The sequence below is a fragment of the Bacillus cereus group sp. N12 genome, assembly GCF_016483575.1.
In the GTDB taxonomy this organism is placed as follows: Bacteria; Bacillota; Bacilli; order Bacillales; family Bacillaceae_G; genus Bacillus_A; species Bacillus_A toyonensis.
Map to the genome: position 1 here is coordinate 75846 of NZ_JAEHBO010000015.1, position 15776 is coordinate 91621.

Genomic DNA, 15776 nt, shown 5'->3' on the forward strand with positions numbered 1-15776 from the left:
TAACGATTATTTAAAAGCATAACTGTAAAATATAATCTCTTCAAATAGTAATCGAGGATTATAATTATAGTCGTAAGCACTCAAAAAGATGGCTTCGGTACAATTCCGGAGCCATCTTTTAAGTGCTTAATTTTTAACAATCATTTTATGTTTGAAGATTTACTTTCGTATCTTTTGATTACTACTTTTTTTGGCATGAAACTTGCAATAATCAAAGCTATAAAAGATAAGACTAACATAAACACGTATGCATCACTTGAGCTGAAGATAGAAGATAATTTTGTTACTTGCGTAGCTGTTATATTTCCATTCCCACTAGATAACTGTGATATGTGTGAAGTAGATTGAATTGTATACACCGTGATGATAACTGCTGTCCCAATCGAACCTGCTAATTGGCGAATTGTATTATTTACTGCTGAACCATGTGAACCTAGTTCTATTGGCAAAGCGTTTAAGCCGGCTGTATTTAAAGGCATTGAAATGAAACTTAACCCAATTCGTAAAATAATGGTACGAACCATTAAATACATATAAGTTGTGGAGTCGGTCAAATCAATTACACCCCACATCGAAATAATGACACAGATTAAACCGGTAATAAAGAGTGGTTTCGCTCCCATATTTATCAAACATTTTGCCTGTGATAGGTGATAAGAAGGCGTTAATGACAGCTCCAGGTAATAGAAGTAAACCTGATTCAAATGCAGTAAAACCTCGTCCGTTTTGTAAGAAAATTGGTAATAGAATTAAATCTGCATACATAATCATCGTAATGAGTACGTTAATGACGGAAGTAAGAGTGAAAACTTTATATTTAAATACTGATAAATTCAATAATGGATCATTAGACTTTATTTGACGTAAACAGAATAAAGCTGTAACGATGATACCGATAGTAATTGTTATAATAACAACGGGATGATTCCATCCTTTACTTCCTGCACTACTGAATCCGTATATAACACAACCAAAGCCAATCGTTGATAAAATGACACTTACGATATCTAATTTCGCTTTTGTTGTATTTGCAACATTCATTAAATATTTAAGCGCGAGAATAATTACGTTGAATATAAATGGAGCTAATCCAATAAATAGCCATCTCCATGATACATATTCAATAATAAAGCCAGATAAAGTTGGAGCGATAGCTGGCGCAAAAATTATAGCGAATCCGATGGTCCCCATAATACTTCCGCGTTTTTCACTAGGGTACAAATATAAAATAATAGTCATCATGAGTGGCATAATAATTCCTGCTCCAACTACTTGAATCATTCTTCCTGTTAACAAAATGCTAAAATTCATGGCGCATGCACAGAGAACGGTCCCAATAAACAAAGAGAGCATTGAGCTAATAAATAGCTGCCTTGTTGTAAATCGTTTCATTAAAAATGCAGTAATTGGAACTAGAACACCATTTATGAGCATAAAGCCTGTTGATAGCCATTGCACTGTTGCAGCTGTTACATCAAATACCTTCATTAAATTACTCATTGCCACATTTAATAGCGTCTGATTTAAGGTTGATAAAAAACAGCCGGTAATGAGGACAACTAATATAATTTTTTTATTTCTTTCTGATATTTCCTTTTGCATTGGTAATCTCCTTCATTGTTACCTTGATTTATCGACATCGTGTCGATAAATCAAGGTAACAAAATACGTTTTCTCTGACCATGAACAGTTTTGTTGAAAATGTTCACTACTCGACAGAGAAGATATGTACTGTCGAGAAAGTAAAGAGAAAATCTATAAAGGAGTTTCAAAATGTCTACACTTAAAAAAGAGGACCCTCGTACAGTTCGTTCAAGAGAAATGTTTAAAAATGCTGTTTTTTCTCTTTTATGTGAGAATCCTACTATTTCAAACTTAACGGTTCAGAAAATCGCAACAAAAGCAGGATTAAATCGAACAACATTTTACTTACATTATCAAGATATTCAAGATTTACTAGACCAAATCAATATCGAGATTTTAAATGAGCTTTCTAATAAAATTGTTGATTTAATACATGCAAAAGATTTATCAGAAAAACAAAAGCTAACACAATTGCTAGATTATTTATATATCCACCGGAATTTTTTATTTATATTATTTAAAATGAATCAATTTGAAGAGCAATTATTTTTATTTTTAAAGCAATTAATAGAAACGAGAAGAGAGAATACGAAAAATAAATTACCTGATGATTATGTTGCAGTTGATATTAAAACAGCCTCTTTGGTAGGTATTATCATGTGGTGGATAAGGAATGGACTTCACTTTAGTTCAGATTATATAGCAAATCAAATATATTTAATGTATAAAGGATGATATGTTAGAATCAGTCATGTGTATTAATAAACGAAAATCATTATATTTAAGAATTGAAATTAACAGGAGATAGAAAAATAATTGTCTTGCAAGTAAAGGCTTATATATTTCAAATTTATAAAGTAAAAGTTTTATAGCAAGAAGGGGAGCAATTTATGGATTTTCAAAATGAAAAAGTAGCATTACATTTAGAGGTGGTGAGATACCAATTTAAAGATGCAAAAGAGGAGTGTGATAGAAATTGGCTTATAGTAAAAGCGAAACTGTCAGAAGGAAATAAAGTTTTTGAAACGATGGATCCTTTTCTACAAACTTTCGACTTACAGCATATGAAAAAATGGTTTCAATTATTACCGAATCCTACATATACCGAACTAGATTTCATAGAGCCTAATATAGCGTTTGAATTAATGGGGAAAAATGAAGGTGAGTTTCAAATTGTAGTCCGATTATCTCAGGAACTTACCCCTTCATGGTGTAAGGAAGAGGAGTACGAATTTTCTATAAGTATTACGCATGAGGACAGAGAAAAGATTATTCGTTTTATTGAAGAGCAACAAAGAAATTTTCCAAAACGTTAAAAAAAGACTTGATATCCTACTAGAGGGAATCAAGTCTTTTCATTACATACGATTATCATGCCAGAAGTTTAATGGGAAGTGTTCGTTCTCATTATAGGCTTCTAATTCATATCCTTTTTCTTTCAGTCCTTTTATAATTCCAGGTACTGCTTTAACTGATTGTGGGTGAATATCGTGCATAAGGATAACTTCTGTTGGATTTGTAGCACCATGTAGAACGTTTTCTACAATTTTAGCTGATGCAGCATCAACTTGCATTTTGTTGTATCTCCAGTCTAAAGAATCAATTGTCCAATCCCAAACTTTCAACCCGTTTTCCACCACTTTGTTGCGAAGTGCTTCGTTTAATCCTGGCATAGAGCCGTATGATGGACGAGTTAATACGGGTGATTTGCCTAGAACGCCAGCGATTAAGCCTTGATCTTCTTTCATTTCATCTACGTAATGTCCTTCTGTGTAAAGTTTCTTATAGTTATGAGTCATACTGTGCATCCCAACATAGTGGCCTTCAGCATCTTCACGTTTCACAAGATCAGGGAAAGCTTTCACGTTTGAACCAATTAGGAAGAATGTTGCTTTTGCATTTTCTTTCTTTAACATATCTAAAAGCTCAGCTGTGTATTTTCCAGGACCGTCATCAAATGTTAAGTAAGCGACTTTTCTAACTTGCCCATTATAGTGTTTTGGAGCTTCTTTCGGTGCAAGAGATGTTTGAATTTCACTTACAAATTGAACAGACTTTGCTTCATCTTCTGTACTTGCTAGAGCAGTATGTACTGATCCTAAAGCGGCCTCATATGTAAATAATACCCCAGCGCAAATCAACATAGCCCTTTTTACTAAAGTTGTCATTCGAATTCCATTGTGCATAATTTTCCTTCTCTCTATAAAAGTTCTACTCTACTATATTAGCAATTATAGGTAGGGAAATGCAAAAAAACTTTTTTACAACTGTAAAAAAGTTTGGTTAAAAATATGCAAGATTTTGTATCAACTGCATTCTTGAAAAATTGGATGGTTTTAAACTTTATTATGAAAATCTTCAAGCATCAAATTTAATTCTTCTAATAATGATGCGGATGCTTTTTTTGGTGAACCTGTATCAAAAGGAGGCTGCGGGTCGTATTCTAACATGAGCTGAACTGCTTTACTCTTTTCATCTCCGAATTCCCAAGCCATCAACTGGAGAGCCATATCCATACCTGCAGATACACCAGCTGCTGTTATGATTTTTTCATGACGAACGACTCTCTCTTCAGTTGGAATAGCCCCGAGAGAACGAAGTAAGTCAAAAGAGCTCCAATGACTAGTGGCTTTAACACCATTTAGTAGGCCAGTAGCACCTAAGATTAAAGAACCTGTACATACAGTTGTAGTCCATTTAGTAGTTTCATGTATTTGGAGAATCCAATTGAGAGTTTCTTCGTCCTCCATAAGTTGTTTAAAGTTAGGCGGGCGACATCCAGGAATAATAAGGATATCAGCTGAATTAACTTCAGTAAAATTATAATCGGCATGTAAATAGCCCATTTTTGAATCTAATTTAATTAAGCCCGTAGTTTTAGCAACAAACTTTATGTTGTTATTGCTTTCTGCTGCAAATACTTCGTACGGACCAATAGCATCTAATGCAGTAATCCCTTCATAGAGCATAATAACGATTTCCATTATAATCTCCCCTTAAGTTATTACAAATGTAATCTAGTGACGATTAAAAAAGAATTTATTCAATATTCTTTTTTATCGTTACTTTAAATATACTATACCCCAGATGTGTATTAGTTTATACTACTGTGTCAAACTTGTGACAAAAACTATGAATAGGTTCATTTATTTCGTATAGAGTTACTCTTTCATGTAATGATTGAAAAATTTAACTTCCCAGAAAGAAGAAATATAAAATATAGTACTTAGACTAAATTCTTAAATAGAAGGGGAATAATCGTACTTTCGTATGACTTCATTTTAGTCACAATTATTGATTTAATTATTTTCGTTTTTTATTAAAATATTGGTAAAGAATTAATTACATTTAAAAAGGGAGTGGGAATATGGTTCATTATATTTGCACGACATGTGGAGTTCAGTATCCCGAAAATAAAGAGGCACCTTCTCGTTGTAAAATTTGTAATGAGGAAAGGCAATATATGAATCCAATGGGGCAGTCATGGACAACATTAGAAACAATGCAACATAGCAATTTATACAAAAATGAAATAATAAAAGAAGAAACTGGTTTGTATAGCATTACTACTAAACCTAAGTTTGCAATTGGACAAACAGCATTTTTAATACAAAGTAAAACTCTAAATGTTTTGTGGGATTGTATTAGTTATTTAGATGATAAAACGATACAACGTATATATGATTTAGGTGGTATTCAAGCAATAGCACTTTCTCATCCACATTATTACTCTACACAAGTAAAATGGGCGGAAACATTTCATATACCTATCTATATTCATGAAGATGATAAAGAATGGGTGGTTCACCCGAGTAAGCAAATTAAATTTTGGTCTGGGGAACATTTGATATTATCGGAAGAACTTACATTGCATCGGTTAGGAGGCCATTTTAAAGGTGGAACTGTTATGCACTGGAAAGACGGTAATGAAGGGAAAGGTATTTTGTTATCAGGTGATATTATACAAGTAGTTTCGGATCGAAAATGGGTAAGTTTTATGTATAGTTATCCCAATCTTATCCCATTACCAGCGAATAAAGTTAGAAAAATGGCAGAGAAAGTAAAAGGAATCCAATTTAGTCGACTGTATAATGCGTTTCATGGTGTTGTGATGGAAGATGCGAATAGGGCTGTACAAAGATCTGCTGATCGATATATAAAGGCCCTACAAGGAGAATTATTTCATACGTAATAATATATATGGAAGAAATCTTTATTTTATCTCCATATTTGTATAACTAAGTTTATATGAATTTTATACTAAAGTCCTACTATGTATGAACGAATAGGTCTTTCAACTTAAGCAGTTCTCACACTAATGAGGGATATTAAACTAAATATATGTAACTTATAATGGCTACTATAAAGCTTTGGAAAATGAAAAGGAGGAGATTTGCATGAAGAATTGGGTTCAATTTAGAATTGCAAGACCAACAGATAAATTTGAAGAAGTTATAAGTTTTTACGAAACAGGATTAGGGTTAAAACGTATAGGGGAATTTCACAATCATGAAGGATATGACGGGGTTATGTTTGGATTACCGGGTGAAGAGTACCATTTGGAGTTTACTACGCATGTAAATGGAAGCCCATGCCCAGCACCGACAAAAGATAATTTACTAGTTTTTTATATGCCGAATAAAGATGAAATTGAAATAATCGCGAATCGGTTAAGTGAAATGGGCTACCATGAGGTGGAACCGGAAAATCCGTATTGGATAGAGAAAGGTACTACAATAGAGGATCCAGATGGCTGGAGAATTGTGCTTATGAATGCATTTGAATAAAGAAGTTCTTTTCGTATGTAATAGAGTGCAACAAAATGATTTAGACAAAAATCCCTACAACGTTTGTAGGGATTTTTTATAGGAAAATATAGTTAATAGCGTAATTGAAATATAGAAAGTATTTTGACTAAGAACAAATGTTATAAATATGATGTATGACGGAGGTATAAAAGTATGATAGTAAACCATTTTGAAGAGTTTTCTAAAAATGTTGGAAATACCCCTCTCATTAAATTAGAATGCGAAGAAACGAAGAATCTTTCAATCTATGCTAAATGTGAATGGCACAACCCTACAGGATCGATTAAGGATAGAGCAGCACTTGGAATGATCAATAAATATTTACAAGAAGCTAACAAAAAACAACATATTTTAGAGTATAGTGGTGGAAGCTTAGCGAGGTCAATTGGCTATCTTTGTTATTATTTAGGGATTGAATGCACGTTAGTGTTAAGTTCTGCAACTGGTCAATCTCTATTAAATGAACTCGAATATTATGGTGCTAACGTAATCTTAGTTGATAAATGTAAGGGATTTTACGCTGTAATTGAGAAGACAATAGAGATTAGCAAACAAAAACAAGAGTTATACTTTTTGTTCCAACATTATAATAATGCAAATTTATTAAGTCATATAGAAGGAACAGGCCGAGAAATTATTGCACAAATGAACGGAAAACCAATACACGCATGGGTAGCATCCGCTGGTACTGGTGGAACTCTAATTGGGGTCTATAAAGCAGTAAAGAAGTATACAAAAAATGTTGAGCTACATTTAGTAATGCCTGCCGAATTACCATATGGATCTGAACAACCGCCAAATGCTTTAAAGAAATATGCAGGATCAGGTGGATTCGGTCTAGGACGGAAACAACATTTCATAGAAAAGGAAGACAATTTGATAGAAAAGCAATGGACTTATTCATATGAAGAAACCTTGTATGAAATGGCCCGTTTTTATAAGACTACTGGTATGAAAATAGGAACGTCTGCGGCAGCAAACTTATTAGCTGCAAAACAATTAGGAAAAGAAAAAGGTGCGAATTTTAATGTAGTTACCGTTTTTCCGGATGCAGGTTCTATAGAAGAGTGGTCAGATGTAAAGAGTTTAGCCAAAATATAGCGGAGATAAATTATTGAGAGAACGAACCAAAGGTGGTTCCTTCGTTTATTTCTTATTTTATGGAAATTTGATACCATGAAAAACCTGCATGTTTACAATGTGTAGGTTTTTCATGGTGTGATTGCGTAGTATATTTAAAATTTCACATACCGTATTTTAAAAATAAATATAGGAAAATCAAAAAATAATGTAGAATATATCGTACATACCTATATGAAGTCAACAGAAAACATAAAAGAGGTGGACAAATGCTACTTGAAGAGGTCATGCAGCAACTAGAGAAATATGGAACGGAACAAAATCGAAAAACGTATAAAAATCATGGGGCGAAAGAGCCGCTATTCGGAGTCAGTTTTGCAAATTTAAAATTATTAAAAAAGAAGATAAAAAAAGATCATGATTTAGCAATTTCATTATGGGAAACAAAAAATATGGATGCAATGACTTTAGCAACGTATATTTTAGAACCGAAGAATGTAACATCAGAACAGCTGAATAGTTGGATTAGGGATGTTGATTATTATTGTTTAATGGACGTTCTTATGACAGCTATATGTACGTCGCCAATCGCAATAGAAAGAATGGACGAATGGACGAAATCTGATGATGAATGGATCGGGAGAGCAGGTTGGTCATTATTAGCGAATATCGCAATAAAAAATAAAAAGTTAGACGATAACTTCTTCATGCCGTATTTAGAAGAGATTAAAGTTCATATACATAATGAAAAAAATAGAAAAAGAGAAGCAATGAATAGCGCTTTAATTGCGATAGGGATTCGAAATGAAGCTTTAGAGCAACAAGCAATTGAAATTGCTCGTGAAATTGGAAAAGTAAAAATTGATCACGGTGCAACGTCATGTAAAACACCAGATGCAGAACCATATATAAAAAAGGCTCGAGAAAGAGCAGAAAAAAGAAAGTAAAATAAGCGAAGGAGAAAAGAAAATGAAACCAATTGAAGCGGCACAAAGCATAATTACATCACAATTTCCGAATTGTGATGTAGCTTTACTGGGAGGAAGCGTTGTACGAGGAGAAGCGACAAAAACATCTGACCTTGATATTGTTATAGTCGATCAAAGTTTGTCATCTTGTTATAGAGAATCCTTCTATAGTAATGGATGGCCCGTTGAAGTATTTGTACATAATTTTGTAACGTATAAAACCTTTTTTAAAATGGATTGTGATCGCGGGCGACCTTCTCTACCTCAATTAGTTTCAGAAGGAATTGTATTAAAAGGGGAAAGTGAAATTGTTGAGAAATTAAAAAAAGAAGCGAACGATTTACTAATTAAAGGACCAGATAAATGGACCGAAGAAACGATGAAACAGAAGCGCTATTTTATTTCGGATACTTTGGATGACTTCATTGGTGCATCAAAAAGAGAAGAAGAACTATTCATTGCTAATTTATTAGCGGAATTAATACATGAATATGTATTAAGAGTAAATGGCCAATGGCTTGGAAATTCAAAATGGTTTATTAGAGTTTTAAGAAGATATGATGACCATTATGCAGAACAATTTGTAGCGGCTTTTGATCATTTTTATAAAAACGGTGATAAAAATGTATTAATTAATTTTACAGAAAAGACGTTAGAACTATACGGAGGAAGAGTGTTCGAAGGATTTTCTATTGGCAAATAAAAAGGGGATAGTAAAATGAAAATACCATTCGTTCAATTAAGGGAATTGACACTAGAGGATGTAGAAGATCGATATCAATGGTCATTAGATACAGAAGTGACAAAACACTTAGTCGTACCAGATCAATATCCTCCGTTCACTCGTGAAGATACGAGAAAATGGATTGAAGCATGCATAAGTCGAAAGAATGGTTATGAACAAAGGGCTATCGTTACAGAAAACGATATACACATTGGCTGGGTAGACCTTGAAAATTTTGACAAAACAAATAAAAATGCGGAACTAGGAATTACGATTGGGGATAAAGAGTATTGGGAAAAAGGGTATGGAATAGCATCTCTATATAGTATATTACAACTGGGATTCTTTGATTTCGAATTGGAGAAAGTTTGGCTACGTGTAGATGAGGATAATTTACAAGCTAGAAAGAGTTATGAAAAGGCTGGCTTTGTTTGTGAAGGACTAATGAGAAATGATCGGTTACGTCAAAAGAAGTTCATTCATCGCTATCGTTATAGTATGTTAATAGAAGAATATCAATCTATAATTAGTGGTTTATAAAAATATTATGTAAATTAAAAAGGGGTAGAGATACATGATTCGATTACTTACGAAAGAAGATGCAAAAAAATATTGGGATTTACGTTTACAAGCATTACAAGTAAACCCAGAGGCGTTTATAACAACTTATGAAGAGGCGATTCGTCAGGAAAATCCTATTGAGCGAGTTGAAGGGAATTTAACATCTACTATTAGTTGTACACTTGGCGCGTTTAATGAAGAAAAATTAATTGGTGTAGTCACTTTACTAACGGAAGAGAAAGTAGCATATAAGCATAAAGGCCATATCGTTGCGATGTATGTAGACGCACAAAACAGACGAAACGGGTTGGCACGTGAGCTAATTGCAAATGCAATTCAAAGAGCGCGGGATATACAACTAGAGCAATTGACATTAGGTGTTGTATCTACAAACGAACCAGCAAAAAATTTGTACGAATCAATGGGCTTTAAAACATATGGAATTGAAAAAAGGGCTATAAAGATTAATGGTGCGTACAGTGATGATGAACATATGGTGCTGTTCCTTTAAAGGACGGAGTTTATCATGAAAGATCTTTATTTAGAAAAAAACATGAATCCGCAAGTAGCAATTTTGTATGCAACGGTTCGAGATACATATATACGATTGCAAAATTTAGTAGAAAGTACTGAAGAGAAGGAATTATCTTTTAAAGGGTCTGAAAATAATGAAAATAGCATCGGACAGCTACTTCAGCATTTAGCAGTTGTCGATTTACATTGGGTGTATCACTTAAAGGGAGAAGAAGTTCCACTGCACTAAAAAATAAATATGGGCCTATGTTGAATGAAGTGGGAGAACTGCCAGTTTTAAGAAAACACACGTTACAAGAGTTAATGCAAGATTATGAAGCAGTGCAACAATTGTTTTATCCCGCATTAACGGGCAGCCCGATTGGTTAAACTAATAATCAGTGGGGGATGAACAAAACCCCCACTGATTAAAGTTTCACTTTATGAAGAATGTATGAAACTAACAGAAAATGATTTAACACGGGAAGTTTTTTATGAAAAGGGCGAAAATGCGACAATAAGATGGGGCATATGGCATGTAGCTGATCATAATCGGTATCATCAAGCGCATATTGGTCAGTTAAGAAGATTATATAGAGCTAGATTACATGTAAGTTAAAGTGCGTGAATTTTAATTATATTCATTTTGTTGTATAGTATTAAGAAGAAACTAAACAAGGGGTTTTATAATGAAAGCAATTGCAATAGGGATATTGGCATCATTTTTCTTTGCCTTTACCTTTGTTTTAAACCGGGCGATGGACTTAGAAGGTGGAAGTTGGATTTGGAGTGCATCATTACGGTATTACTTTATGGTACCAATGCTACTACTTATTGTCATGTATAGAGGCAACTTAAAGCAACTCTTTCAATATATGAAAAACAATCCGAAAGAATGGTTGGTATGGAGTATTGTAGGTTTTGGTCTTTTTTATGCACCACTTAGTTTTGCTGGCGCATTTGGACCAGGGTGGCTTGTTGCATCAACATGGCAAATTACGATAGTCGCAGGGATTTTGTTAACACCATTTTTTGCGGTAGACCCATTACATAAAAAACTTCCGATGAAAGAATTAGTAATGTCGGGTATTATTTTATTCGGTGTTGTACTCATGCAAGTAGAACATGCTTCTTCTTTAGGAATTCGTGAAACCATTTTATGTGTAGTTCCTGTTCTCATTGCGGCGTTTGCGTACCCTCTTGGAAATCGAAAAATGATGCAAGTATGTAAAGGGGAATTAGATGTATTCCAGCGAGTTCTCGGGATGACATTAGCAAGTTTACCATTTTGGTTTTTACTATCTGGTTACGAAGTATCAACAGGTGGATTACCGTCAAGTAGTCAAGTTTTTCAATGTTTTATTGTAGCAGTTAGTTCAGGTTTAATCGCGACAGTATTATTTTTCTTTGCGACAGATCTTGTGAAAGATGATCCGCAAAAGCTAGCAACGGTTGAAGCGACACAATCCGGTGAAGTTTTATTTGCTTTAGTAGGAGAGCTTATTTGGCTTTCTGCTCCAATTCCATCATCTTTATCTTGGGTTGGAATGAGTCTCGTTATTGTCGGAATGATACTCCATAGTTATGTGGCGGTCGTTGTGAAAAAAGAAGAAAAAATAACAGCGTAATGAGATTAGCTCTTTTTTATAAAGAGCTAATCTTTTTTCTTAGAAAGGGATGAAGATATGAATTTGCAACGTGTTGAACAAATTGGAAGGGATTCAGTATTAAACGTATTACAGTATGCAGTCGGTCCAAGTGAAACAAGCTTAAAGGAAGCAGTATTATTTTATCAAGGTAAAAAAGGTAGATTATATAAATATGAAGAAAAGGCTTGTATAGGTATTGAAGTAATTGGCGCAACGAAAGCACGAATATGCCATATAGCAGTCGCTCCACAATATCGTCATAAGGGAATTGCATTGCAAATGATAAAGAAAGTAGTAACGATGCATCAGTTGACTTATGTAGAAGCAGAAACAGACAATGAGGCAGTTGAATTTTATCCCGCATTAACGGGCAGTAAGATCCCCACCTCAAAATTCAGCGGAAGCAAAGAAGTTAGGTGGGGGTCGGGCTGCCCATAAAAGCCCGATTGGTGAAGGCTAATAATCAGTGGGGGATGAACAAAACCCCCACTGATTAAAGTTTCACTTTATTTGATAATAAGGAAGTGAAATATGAGCAGTTCAATATGTGATGGAACACTTGAAAAGAAGCGTGCAGTCTCATTAGATTTAGCAAGGGGTACTATGTTGCTGTTAATCGTACTTGCTCATGCACCGCTGTATTTGTACGCTGCATATCCTGGAATTATGCATAGAGTGGAAAGCAGTAGTTTCTTTGATCAAATTGTAAATCTTTTTGGTATATTCATAATTGATAACCGTGCAAGAGCAATGTTTGCCGTATTATTAGGCTACGGTTTAGTTCTAGCATTTGAAGGGCAAATATCAAAAGGGAAAAATGAAATTCAGGCTGTAAAAATAGTAAGAAAACGCTCCTTGTATTTAATACTGTTTGGGATTGTGTTAGCGGTCTTAATTGGAGGGCAAGATATTCTTATGGCCTATGGTTTAGCGGGTATTTTTGTTAGTCCACTATTAAAGTGTAAAATGAAAACATTAATTCGAACGTTTATAATTATCGCTATATTGTATACCATTTTTATTCCAATAATATGGGGACTTAATATGCAATCAATAGGTGATTATGGTTTTTCACCAGATGTTTCGGCAAAAGACACGTATCTTAGTACTACAATGATACGATTACTTTTCTTTCCTATTATACCTGTACTCATCCATTTTATGTTCCCAATTCTTCCTTCTATAATTCTTGGTTTGTGGATTGCTAGATATAAGTTATTAATAAAACCAGAGCAACAGTTAAAAAAATTATATTTTATAACAACTATAGGATTAGCAATTTCTTTAATAGGTGCTTTGCCTTTATCTTTTATAGGGACTATATGGTATCCAACTGTATTTACAGCTGGAATGATAAATGGAATCCATATTTTAACTGGAATTGCTGGAGGATTAGCATATGCAACAGGTTTCGGGATAATAGGGAGTAGATTGAAAAATCCAGGGTACTTTAGCCTTGCATTAATCGCTCTAGGAAAACGTTCATTAACATTTTTTGTTTTAAATGAAGCACTGCTTGTTATATTTTTATCACCAGTAGCATTTGATTTAGGAGGGCATGTAAGTAACGCTTTTGCTGCATTGATAGCAATATGTATTTGGATATTGTCTGTCATAGTAGCTTTAATAATGGAAAAAAATAATCTTAATGGACCATTAGAAATTTTATTGAGACGTTTAGTATATAAAAAATAAATAAAGTGAAAGACGACATAATACAAAATCGTCTTTCACTTTATTTAGGTGTACAGATAGACAATTCGGCTATTATAATATTTCATTTTCATTTAGGGAATAAATAGCATGAAAATATGTAAATATGCATATTGAGTATAGTTTGTAAAAAGTGATATTTGCATTATATAATATAGTTAAATGGAAAAATATAGATAAAAGAAATTAGGTGTATAGCACATGAGAATGGAAAAAAATAAATTTTTGAAAGTCGCTGCTTCAATTGGCGTGTCATCTTTTTTATTAACAGGTTGTGGTGACTATGAAGAAGAAAATGTACAACAAGAAAATACCGCTGTTAAAACGGATGGTGGGAAGCAAGGGAGCGAACAAGAACCATTAAATTGTGATGATAAAGCCCCAACTACTGAAAATGTAGAAAAAGATGAGTTATGCAAGGAAAATAATCCATCATTTTCATCGTATCAAGAAAACTCTCACTTACCGATATTACCGTTCGTAGCAGGATATTTATTAGCAAGTAAAACCTCAAATATGAACTATACAGTCAAACCAAATGTAATGAAGAAACCATATACAAACAATGTTCTTTCTTATCGTGAAAAAGATGAACGGAGAACTGGTGGCAGCGGTGGCGGAGGTTATTACGGCGGAACTACTAGCAACAACGATTCTTCAAAGAAAGTGGATTTAAATAAACAACAGCCCAATCCATCAAATAAAGTGACGCCAGATACAAATACATCTAAATCATCTACGACACAAACGCCGAAAGTAAATTCTGGTTCAAGTGGAATTGGGAACGCAAAAGCGCCGGCCGGATCATAAAGAGAAAGGATAATAGAGTCATGTATACAGAACAAGAACAGAAAGAGTATATGAAAATATGGTTTTCACTTGCGGAAGAGGCTGGTAGGAATGGTTTTACGTGGCCGAGTCTATTAGAGAATGAAGAGTGGAATCAGTATATGGCAACAGGGATGTTTCGTATGTCGGTAAACACATATACCGCTATTTCGAAAGCGACAGAAGAAATAATGTATGTGTTATATAGAACGTATCAATATATTGTACATACGACAGAAGATTTTCAAAAACTCGGATTCCCGCCTGAAACGTGGGAGATTGCGAGAATGAAACATACTGGTTTGTTTTCTTATTTTACAAGGCTCGACTTTATCGTAAATGGTGATGTTATTAAATTAATAGAAGTGAATTGTGATACACCAACAGGATATTTAGAACCTTCTGTTGCAAATGAAGTGTTGTGCCGTTATCACGATGTGAATCACCCGAATCATATTGAGGAGCATATTGTACAGGCATGGGAACAAATTAAACATGACTATAATATTGATCCTGAAGAAACGATATATTTTAGTAGCTATGATTGGCACGATGAAGACCATCAAACAGTCCAGTTTTTAAGAAGTTATTGCCTAAATCAGCCCACGGAATATATAGGAATTCAAGATATTGTAGTTACAGATGATGGAATATATACGCCAAATGGCAAGCGAATTCATTATTTATATCGACTGTATCCAATTGAATATTTAGTTACAGATGTTGATAAAAATGGAAAAAGAATTGGTCTGCAGTTTTTAAATCATATAGCGCAAGGAAGAGTGAAAATTATTAATCCACCAGCCGCATTCGTAATGCAAAATAAAAATGTGCTTGCATTAATTTGGAAGCTTTATGAAAAAGCGGTTTTCTTTGAAGAAGAAGAGCGTGTTATTATTAATAAATACTTCTTACCAACATATTTTACAAATAAGCCATTTAAAGAAAGAAATGAATCATTTGTTTCTAAACCTTTATATGGACGTGAAGGTGGGGGCGTATCTATATACGAAAATGATGAACTATTAGCTGAAGATAAAACGGAATATTACTTTGAACAACGGAAAATATATCAGCAATACATAGAAATGCCTGACTATACCATTGATACATGGGATGGTCCGTATACTGGTAAATTATTAATTGGCTCACATTGTATTAGTGGGAGAGCGGCAGGGTTATTTTTACGAGTTGGTGAGAAAATAACGGGAAACTTATCGATGTTTACTGGGGTTACGATTGAAGGATAAAATGAAAAGAAAAGCCCATCATTTTGAACTGAACCCAAAAAATTAGACAAATATATTAAGCAGCTACTAAGGATTGAACTCTGTATTGCACAGGGGAC

16 protein-coding genes and 2 pseudogenes are annotated in these 15776 nt (G+C 33.9%); 15 read left to right on the forward strand and 3 right to left on the reverse strand.

Annotated elements, in window-relative coordinates:
- Positions 1-140: 140 nt before the first annotated feature.
- Positions 141-1602 (reverse strand): annotated as a pseudogene (locus JDS92_RS10715) (DHA2 family efflux MFS transporter permease subunit).
- Between the two features lie 171 nt (positions 1603-1773).
- Between JDS92_RS10715 and JDS92_RS10720 the strand changes: the two are divergent.
- Together JDS92_RS10720 and JDS92_RS10725 are read left to right on the forward strand one after the other, a co-directional pair.
- Positions 1774-2319, forward strand: coding sequence for a TetR/AcrR family transcriptional regulator (locus JDS92_RS10720; protein ID WP_199631920.1), 546 nt, complete (start codon positions 1774-1776; stop codon positions 2317-2319).
- A 155-nt stretch (positions 2320-2474) separates the two neighbouring features.
- Positions 2475-2900, forward strand: coding sequence for a WapI family immunity protein (locus JDS92_RS10725; RefSeq protein ID WP_087969394.1), 426 nt, complete (start codon positions 2475-2477; stop codon positions 2898-2900).
- A gap of 42 nt (positions 2901-2942) precedes the next feature.
- On the opposite strand, the gene JDS92_RS10730 is transcribed toward JDS92_RS10725, so the two are convergent.
- A complete protein-coding gene (locus JDS92_RS10730; RefSeq protein ID WP_000551438.1) occupies positions 2943-3770 on the reverse strand; it encodes a peptidoglycan-N-acetylglucosamine deacetylase in 828 nt (275 codons plus the stop codon).
- A 150-nt stretch (positions 3771-3920) separates the two neighbouring features.
- Positions 3921-4568 (reverse strand): DJ-1/PfpI family protein, encoded by a 648-nt coding sequence (locus tag JDS92_RS10735; RefSeq protein ID WP_199631921.1) that lies wholly within the window; start codon positions 4566-4568, stop codon positions 3921-3923.
- Positions 4569-4951: 383 nt separating this feature from the next.
- On the opposite strand from JDS92_RS10735, the gene JDS92_RS10740 reads away from it, so the two are divergent.
- From JDS92_RS10740 to JDS92_RS10800, 13 genes and pseudogenes are all read left to right on the forward strand, one after another.
- Positions 4952-5776, forward strand: coding sequence for an MBL fold metallo-hydrolase (locus JDS92_RS10740; RefSeq protein ID WP_016108617.1), 825 nt, complete (start codon positions 4952-4954; stop codon positions 5774-5776).
- Between the two features lie 205 nt (positions 5777-5981).
- Entirely contained in the window at positions 5982-6371 is a 390-nt protein-coding gene (locus tag JDS92_RS10745) for a VOC family protein (protein WP_000800673.1), read from the forward strand.
- Positions 6372-6545: 174 nt separating this feature from the next.
- Complete coding sequence (locus JDS92_RS10750) at positions 6546-7493, forward strand: PLP-dependent cysteine synthase family protein (protein ID WP_199631922.1); 948 nt, start codon at positions 6546-6548, stop codon at positions 7491-7493.
- A 248-nt stretch (positions 7494-7741) separates the two neighbouring features.
- Positions 7742-8419, forward strand: a complete 678-nt coding sequence (locus JDS92_RS10755) for a DNA alkylation repair protein (RefSeq protein ID WP_000923467.1) — start codon at positions 7742-7744, stop codon at positions 8417-8419.
- A 22-nt stretch (positions 8420-8441) separates the two neighbouring features.
- Positions 8442-9143, forward strand: a complete 702-nt coding sequence (locus JDS92_RS10760) for a nucleotidyltransferase domain-containing protein (RefSeq protein WP_000802436.1) — start codon at positions 8442-8444, stop codon at positions 9141-9143.
- Between the two features lie 15 nt (positions 9144-9158).
- Positions 9159-9704: a GNAT family N-acetyltransferase gene (locus tag JDS92_RS10765; protein ID WP_098912679.1), complete on the forward strand. Its 546-nt coding sequence runs from the start codon at positions 9159-9161 to the stop codon at positions 9702-9704.
- Positions 9705-9738: 34 nt separating this feature from the next.
- Positions 9739-10236 (forward strand): GNAT family N-acetyltransferase, encoded by a 498-nt coding sequence (locus JDS92_RS10770; RefSeq protein ID WP_000620331.1) that lies wholly within the window; start codon positions 9739-9741, stop codon positions 10234-10236.
- 15 nt (positions 10237-10251) lie between these two features.
- Positions 10252-10857: pseudogene (locus JDS92_RS10775) on the forward strand (DinB family protein).
- A 70-nt stretch (positions 10858-10927) separates the two neighbouring features.
- Positions 10928-11866, forward strand: coding sequence for a DMT family transporter (locus JDS92_RS10780; RefSeq protein ID WP_000643649.1), 939 nt, complete (start codon positions 10928-10930; stop codon positions 11864-11866).
- Between the two features lie 57 nt (positions 11867-11923).
- Positions 11924-12325, forward strand: coding sequence for a GNAT family N-acetyltransferase (locus tag JDS92_RS10785; RefSeq protein WP_098854925.1), 402 nt, complete (start codon positions 11924-11926; stop codon positions 12323-12325).
- Between the two features lie 93 nt (positions 12326-12418).
- Positions 12419-13582, forward strand: a complete 1164-nt coding sequence (locus JDS92_RS10790) for a DUF418 domain-containing protein (protein ID WP_098711961.1) — start codon at positions 12419-12421, stop codon at positions 13580-13582.
- A gap of 219 nt (positions 13583-13801) precedes the next feature.
- Positions 13802-14410 (forward strand): hypothetical protein, encoded by a 609-nt coding sequence (locus tag JDS92_RS10795; protein WP_001242217.1) that lies wholly within the window; start codon positions 13802-13804, stop codon positions 14408-14410.
- A 20-nt stretch (positions 14411-14430) separates the two neighbouring features.
- Positions 14431-15678 (forward strand): glutathionylspermidine synthase family protein, encoded by a 1248-nt coding sequence (locus JDS92_RS10800; protein ID WP_000287859.1) that lies wholly within the window; start codon positions 14431-14433, stop codon positions 15676-15678.
- The last annotated feature ends 98 nt before the right edge of the window (positions 15679-15776 follow it).

What these genes read in the sequence shown, in the direction of transcription:
- JDS92_RS10720 (WP_199631920.1), top strand. Translation starts at nt 1,774, where the DNA reads ATGTCTACACTTAAAAAAGAGGACCCTCGTACAGTTCGTTCAAGAGAA.
- JDS92_RS10725 (WP_087969394.1), top strand. Translation starts at nt 2,475, where the DNA reads ATGGATTTTCAAAATGAAAAAGTAGCATTACATTTAGAGGTGGTGAGA.
- JDS92_RS10730 (WP_000551438.1), bottom strand. Translation starts at nt 3,770, where the DNA reads ATGCACAATGGAATTCGAATGACAACTTTAGTAAAAAGGGCTATGTTG.
- JDS92_RS10735 (WP_199631921.1), bottom strand. Translation starts at nt 4,568, where the DNA reads ATGGAAATCGTTATTATGCTCTATGAAGGGATTACTGCATTAGATGCT.
- JDS92_RS10740 (WP_016108617.1), top strand. Translation starts at nt 4,952, where the DNA reads ATGGTTCATTATATTTGCACGACATGTGGAGTTCAGTATCCCGAAAAT.
- JDS92_RS10745 (WP_000800673.1), top strand. Translation starts at nt 5,982, where the DNA reads ATGAAGAATTGGGTTCAATTTAGAATTGCAAGACCAACAGATAAATTT.
- JDS92_RS10750 (WP_199631922.1), top strand. Translation starts at nt 6,546, where the DNA reads ATGATAGTAAACCATTTTGAAGAGTTTTCTAAAAATGTTGGAAATACC.
- JDS92_RS10755 (WP_000923467.1), top strand. Translation starts at nt 7,742, where the DNA reads ATGCTACTTGAAGAGGTCATGCAGCAACTAGAGAAATATGGAACGGAA.
- JDS92_RS10760 (WP_000802436.1), top strand. Translation starts at nt 8,442, where the DNA reads ATGAAACCAATTGAAGCGGCACAAAGCATAATTACATCACAATTTCCG.
- JDS92_RS10765 (WP_098912679.1), top strand. Translation starts at nt 9,159, where the DNA reads ATGAAAATACCATTCGTTCAATTAAGGGAATTGACACTAGAGGATGTA.
- JDS92_RS10770 (WP_000620331.1), top strand. Translation starts at nt 9,739, where the DNA reads ATGATTCGATTACTTACGAAAGAAGATGCAAAAAAATATTGGGATTTA.
- JDS92_RS10780 (WP_000643649.1), top strand. Translation starts at nt 10,928, where the DNA reads ATGAAAGCAATTGCAATAGGGATATTGGCATCATTTTTCTTTGCCTTT.
- JDS92_RS10785 (WP_098854925.1), top strand. Translation starts at nt 11,924, where the DNA reads ATGAATTTGCAACGTGTTGAACAAATTGGAAGGGATTCAGTATTAAAC.
- JDS92_RS10790 (WP_098711961.1), top strand. Translation starts at nt 12,419, where the DNA reads ATGAGCAGTTCAATATGTGATGGAACACTTGAAAAGAAGCGTGCAGTC.
- JDS92_RS10795 (WP_001242217.1), top strand. Translation starts at nt 13,802, where the DNA reads ATGAGAATGGAAAAAAATAAATTTTTGAAAGTCGCTGCTTCAATTGGC.
- JDS92_RS10800 (WP_000287859.1), top strand. Translation starts at nt 14,431, where the DNA reads ATGTATACAGAACAAGAACAGAAAGAGTATATGAAAATATGGTTTTCA.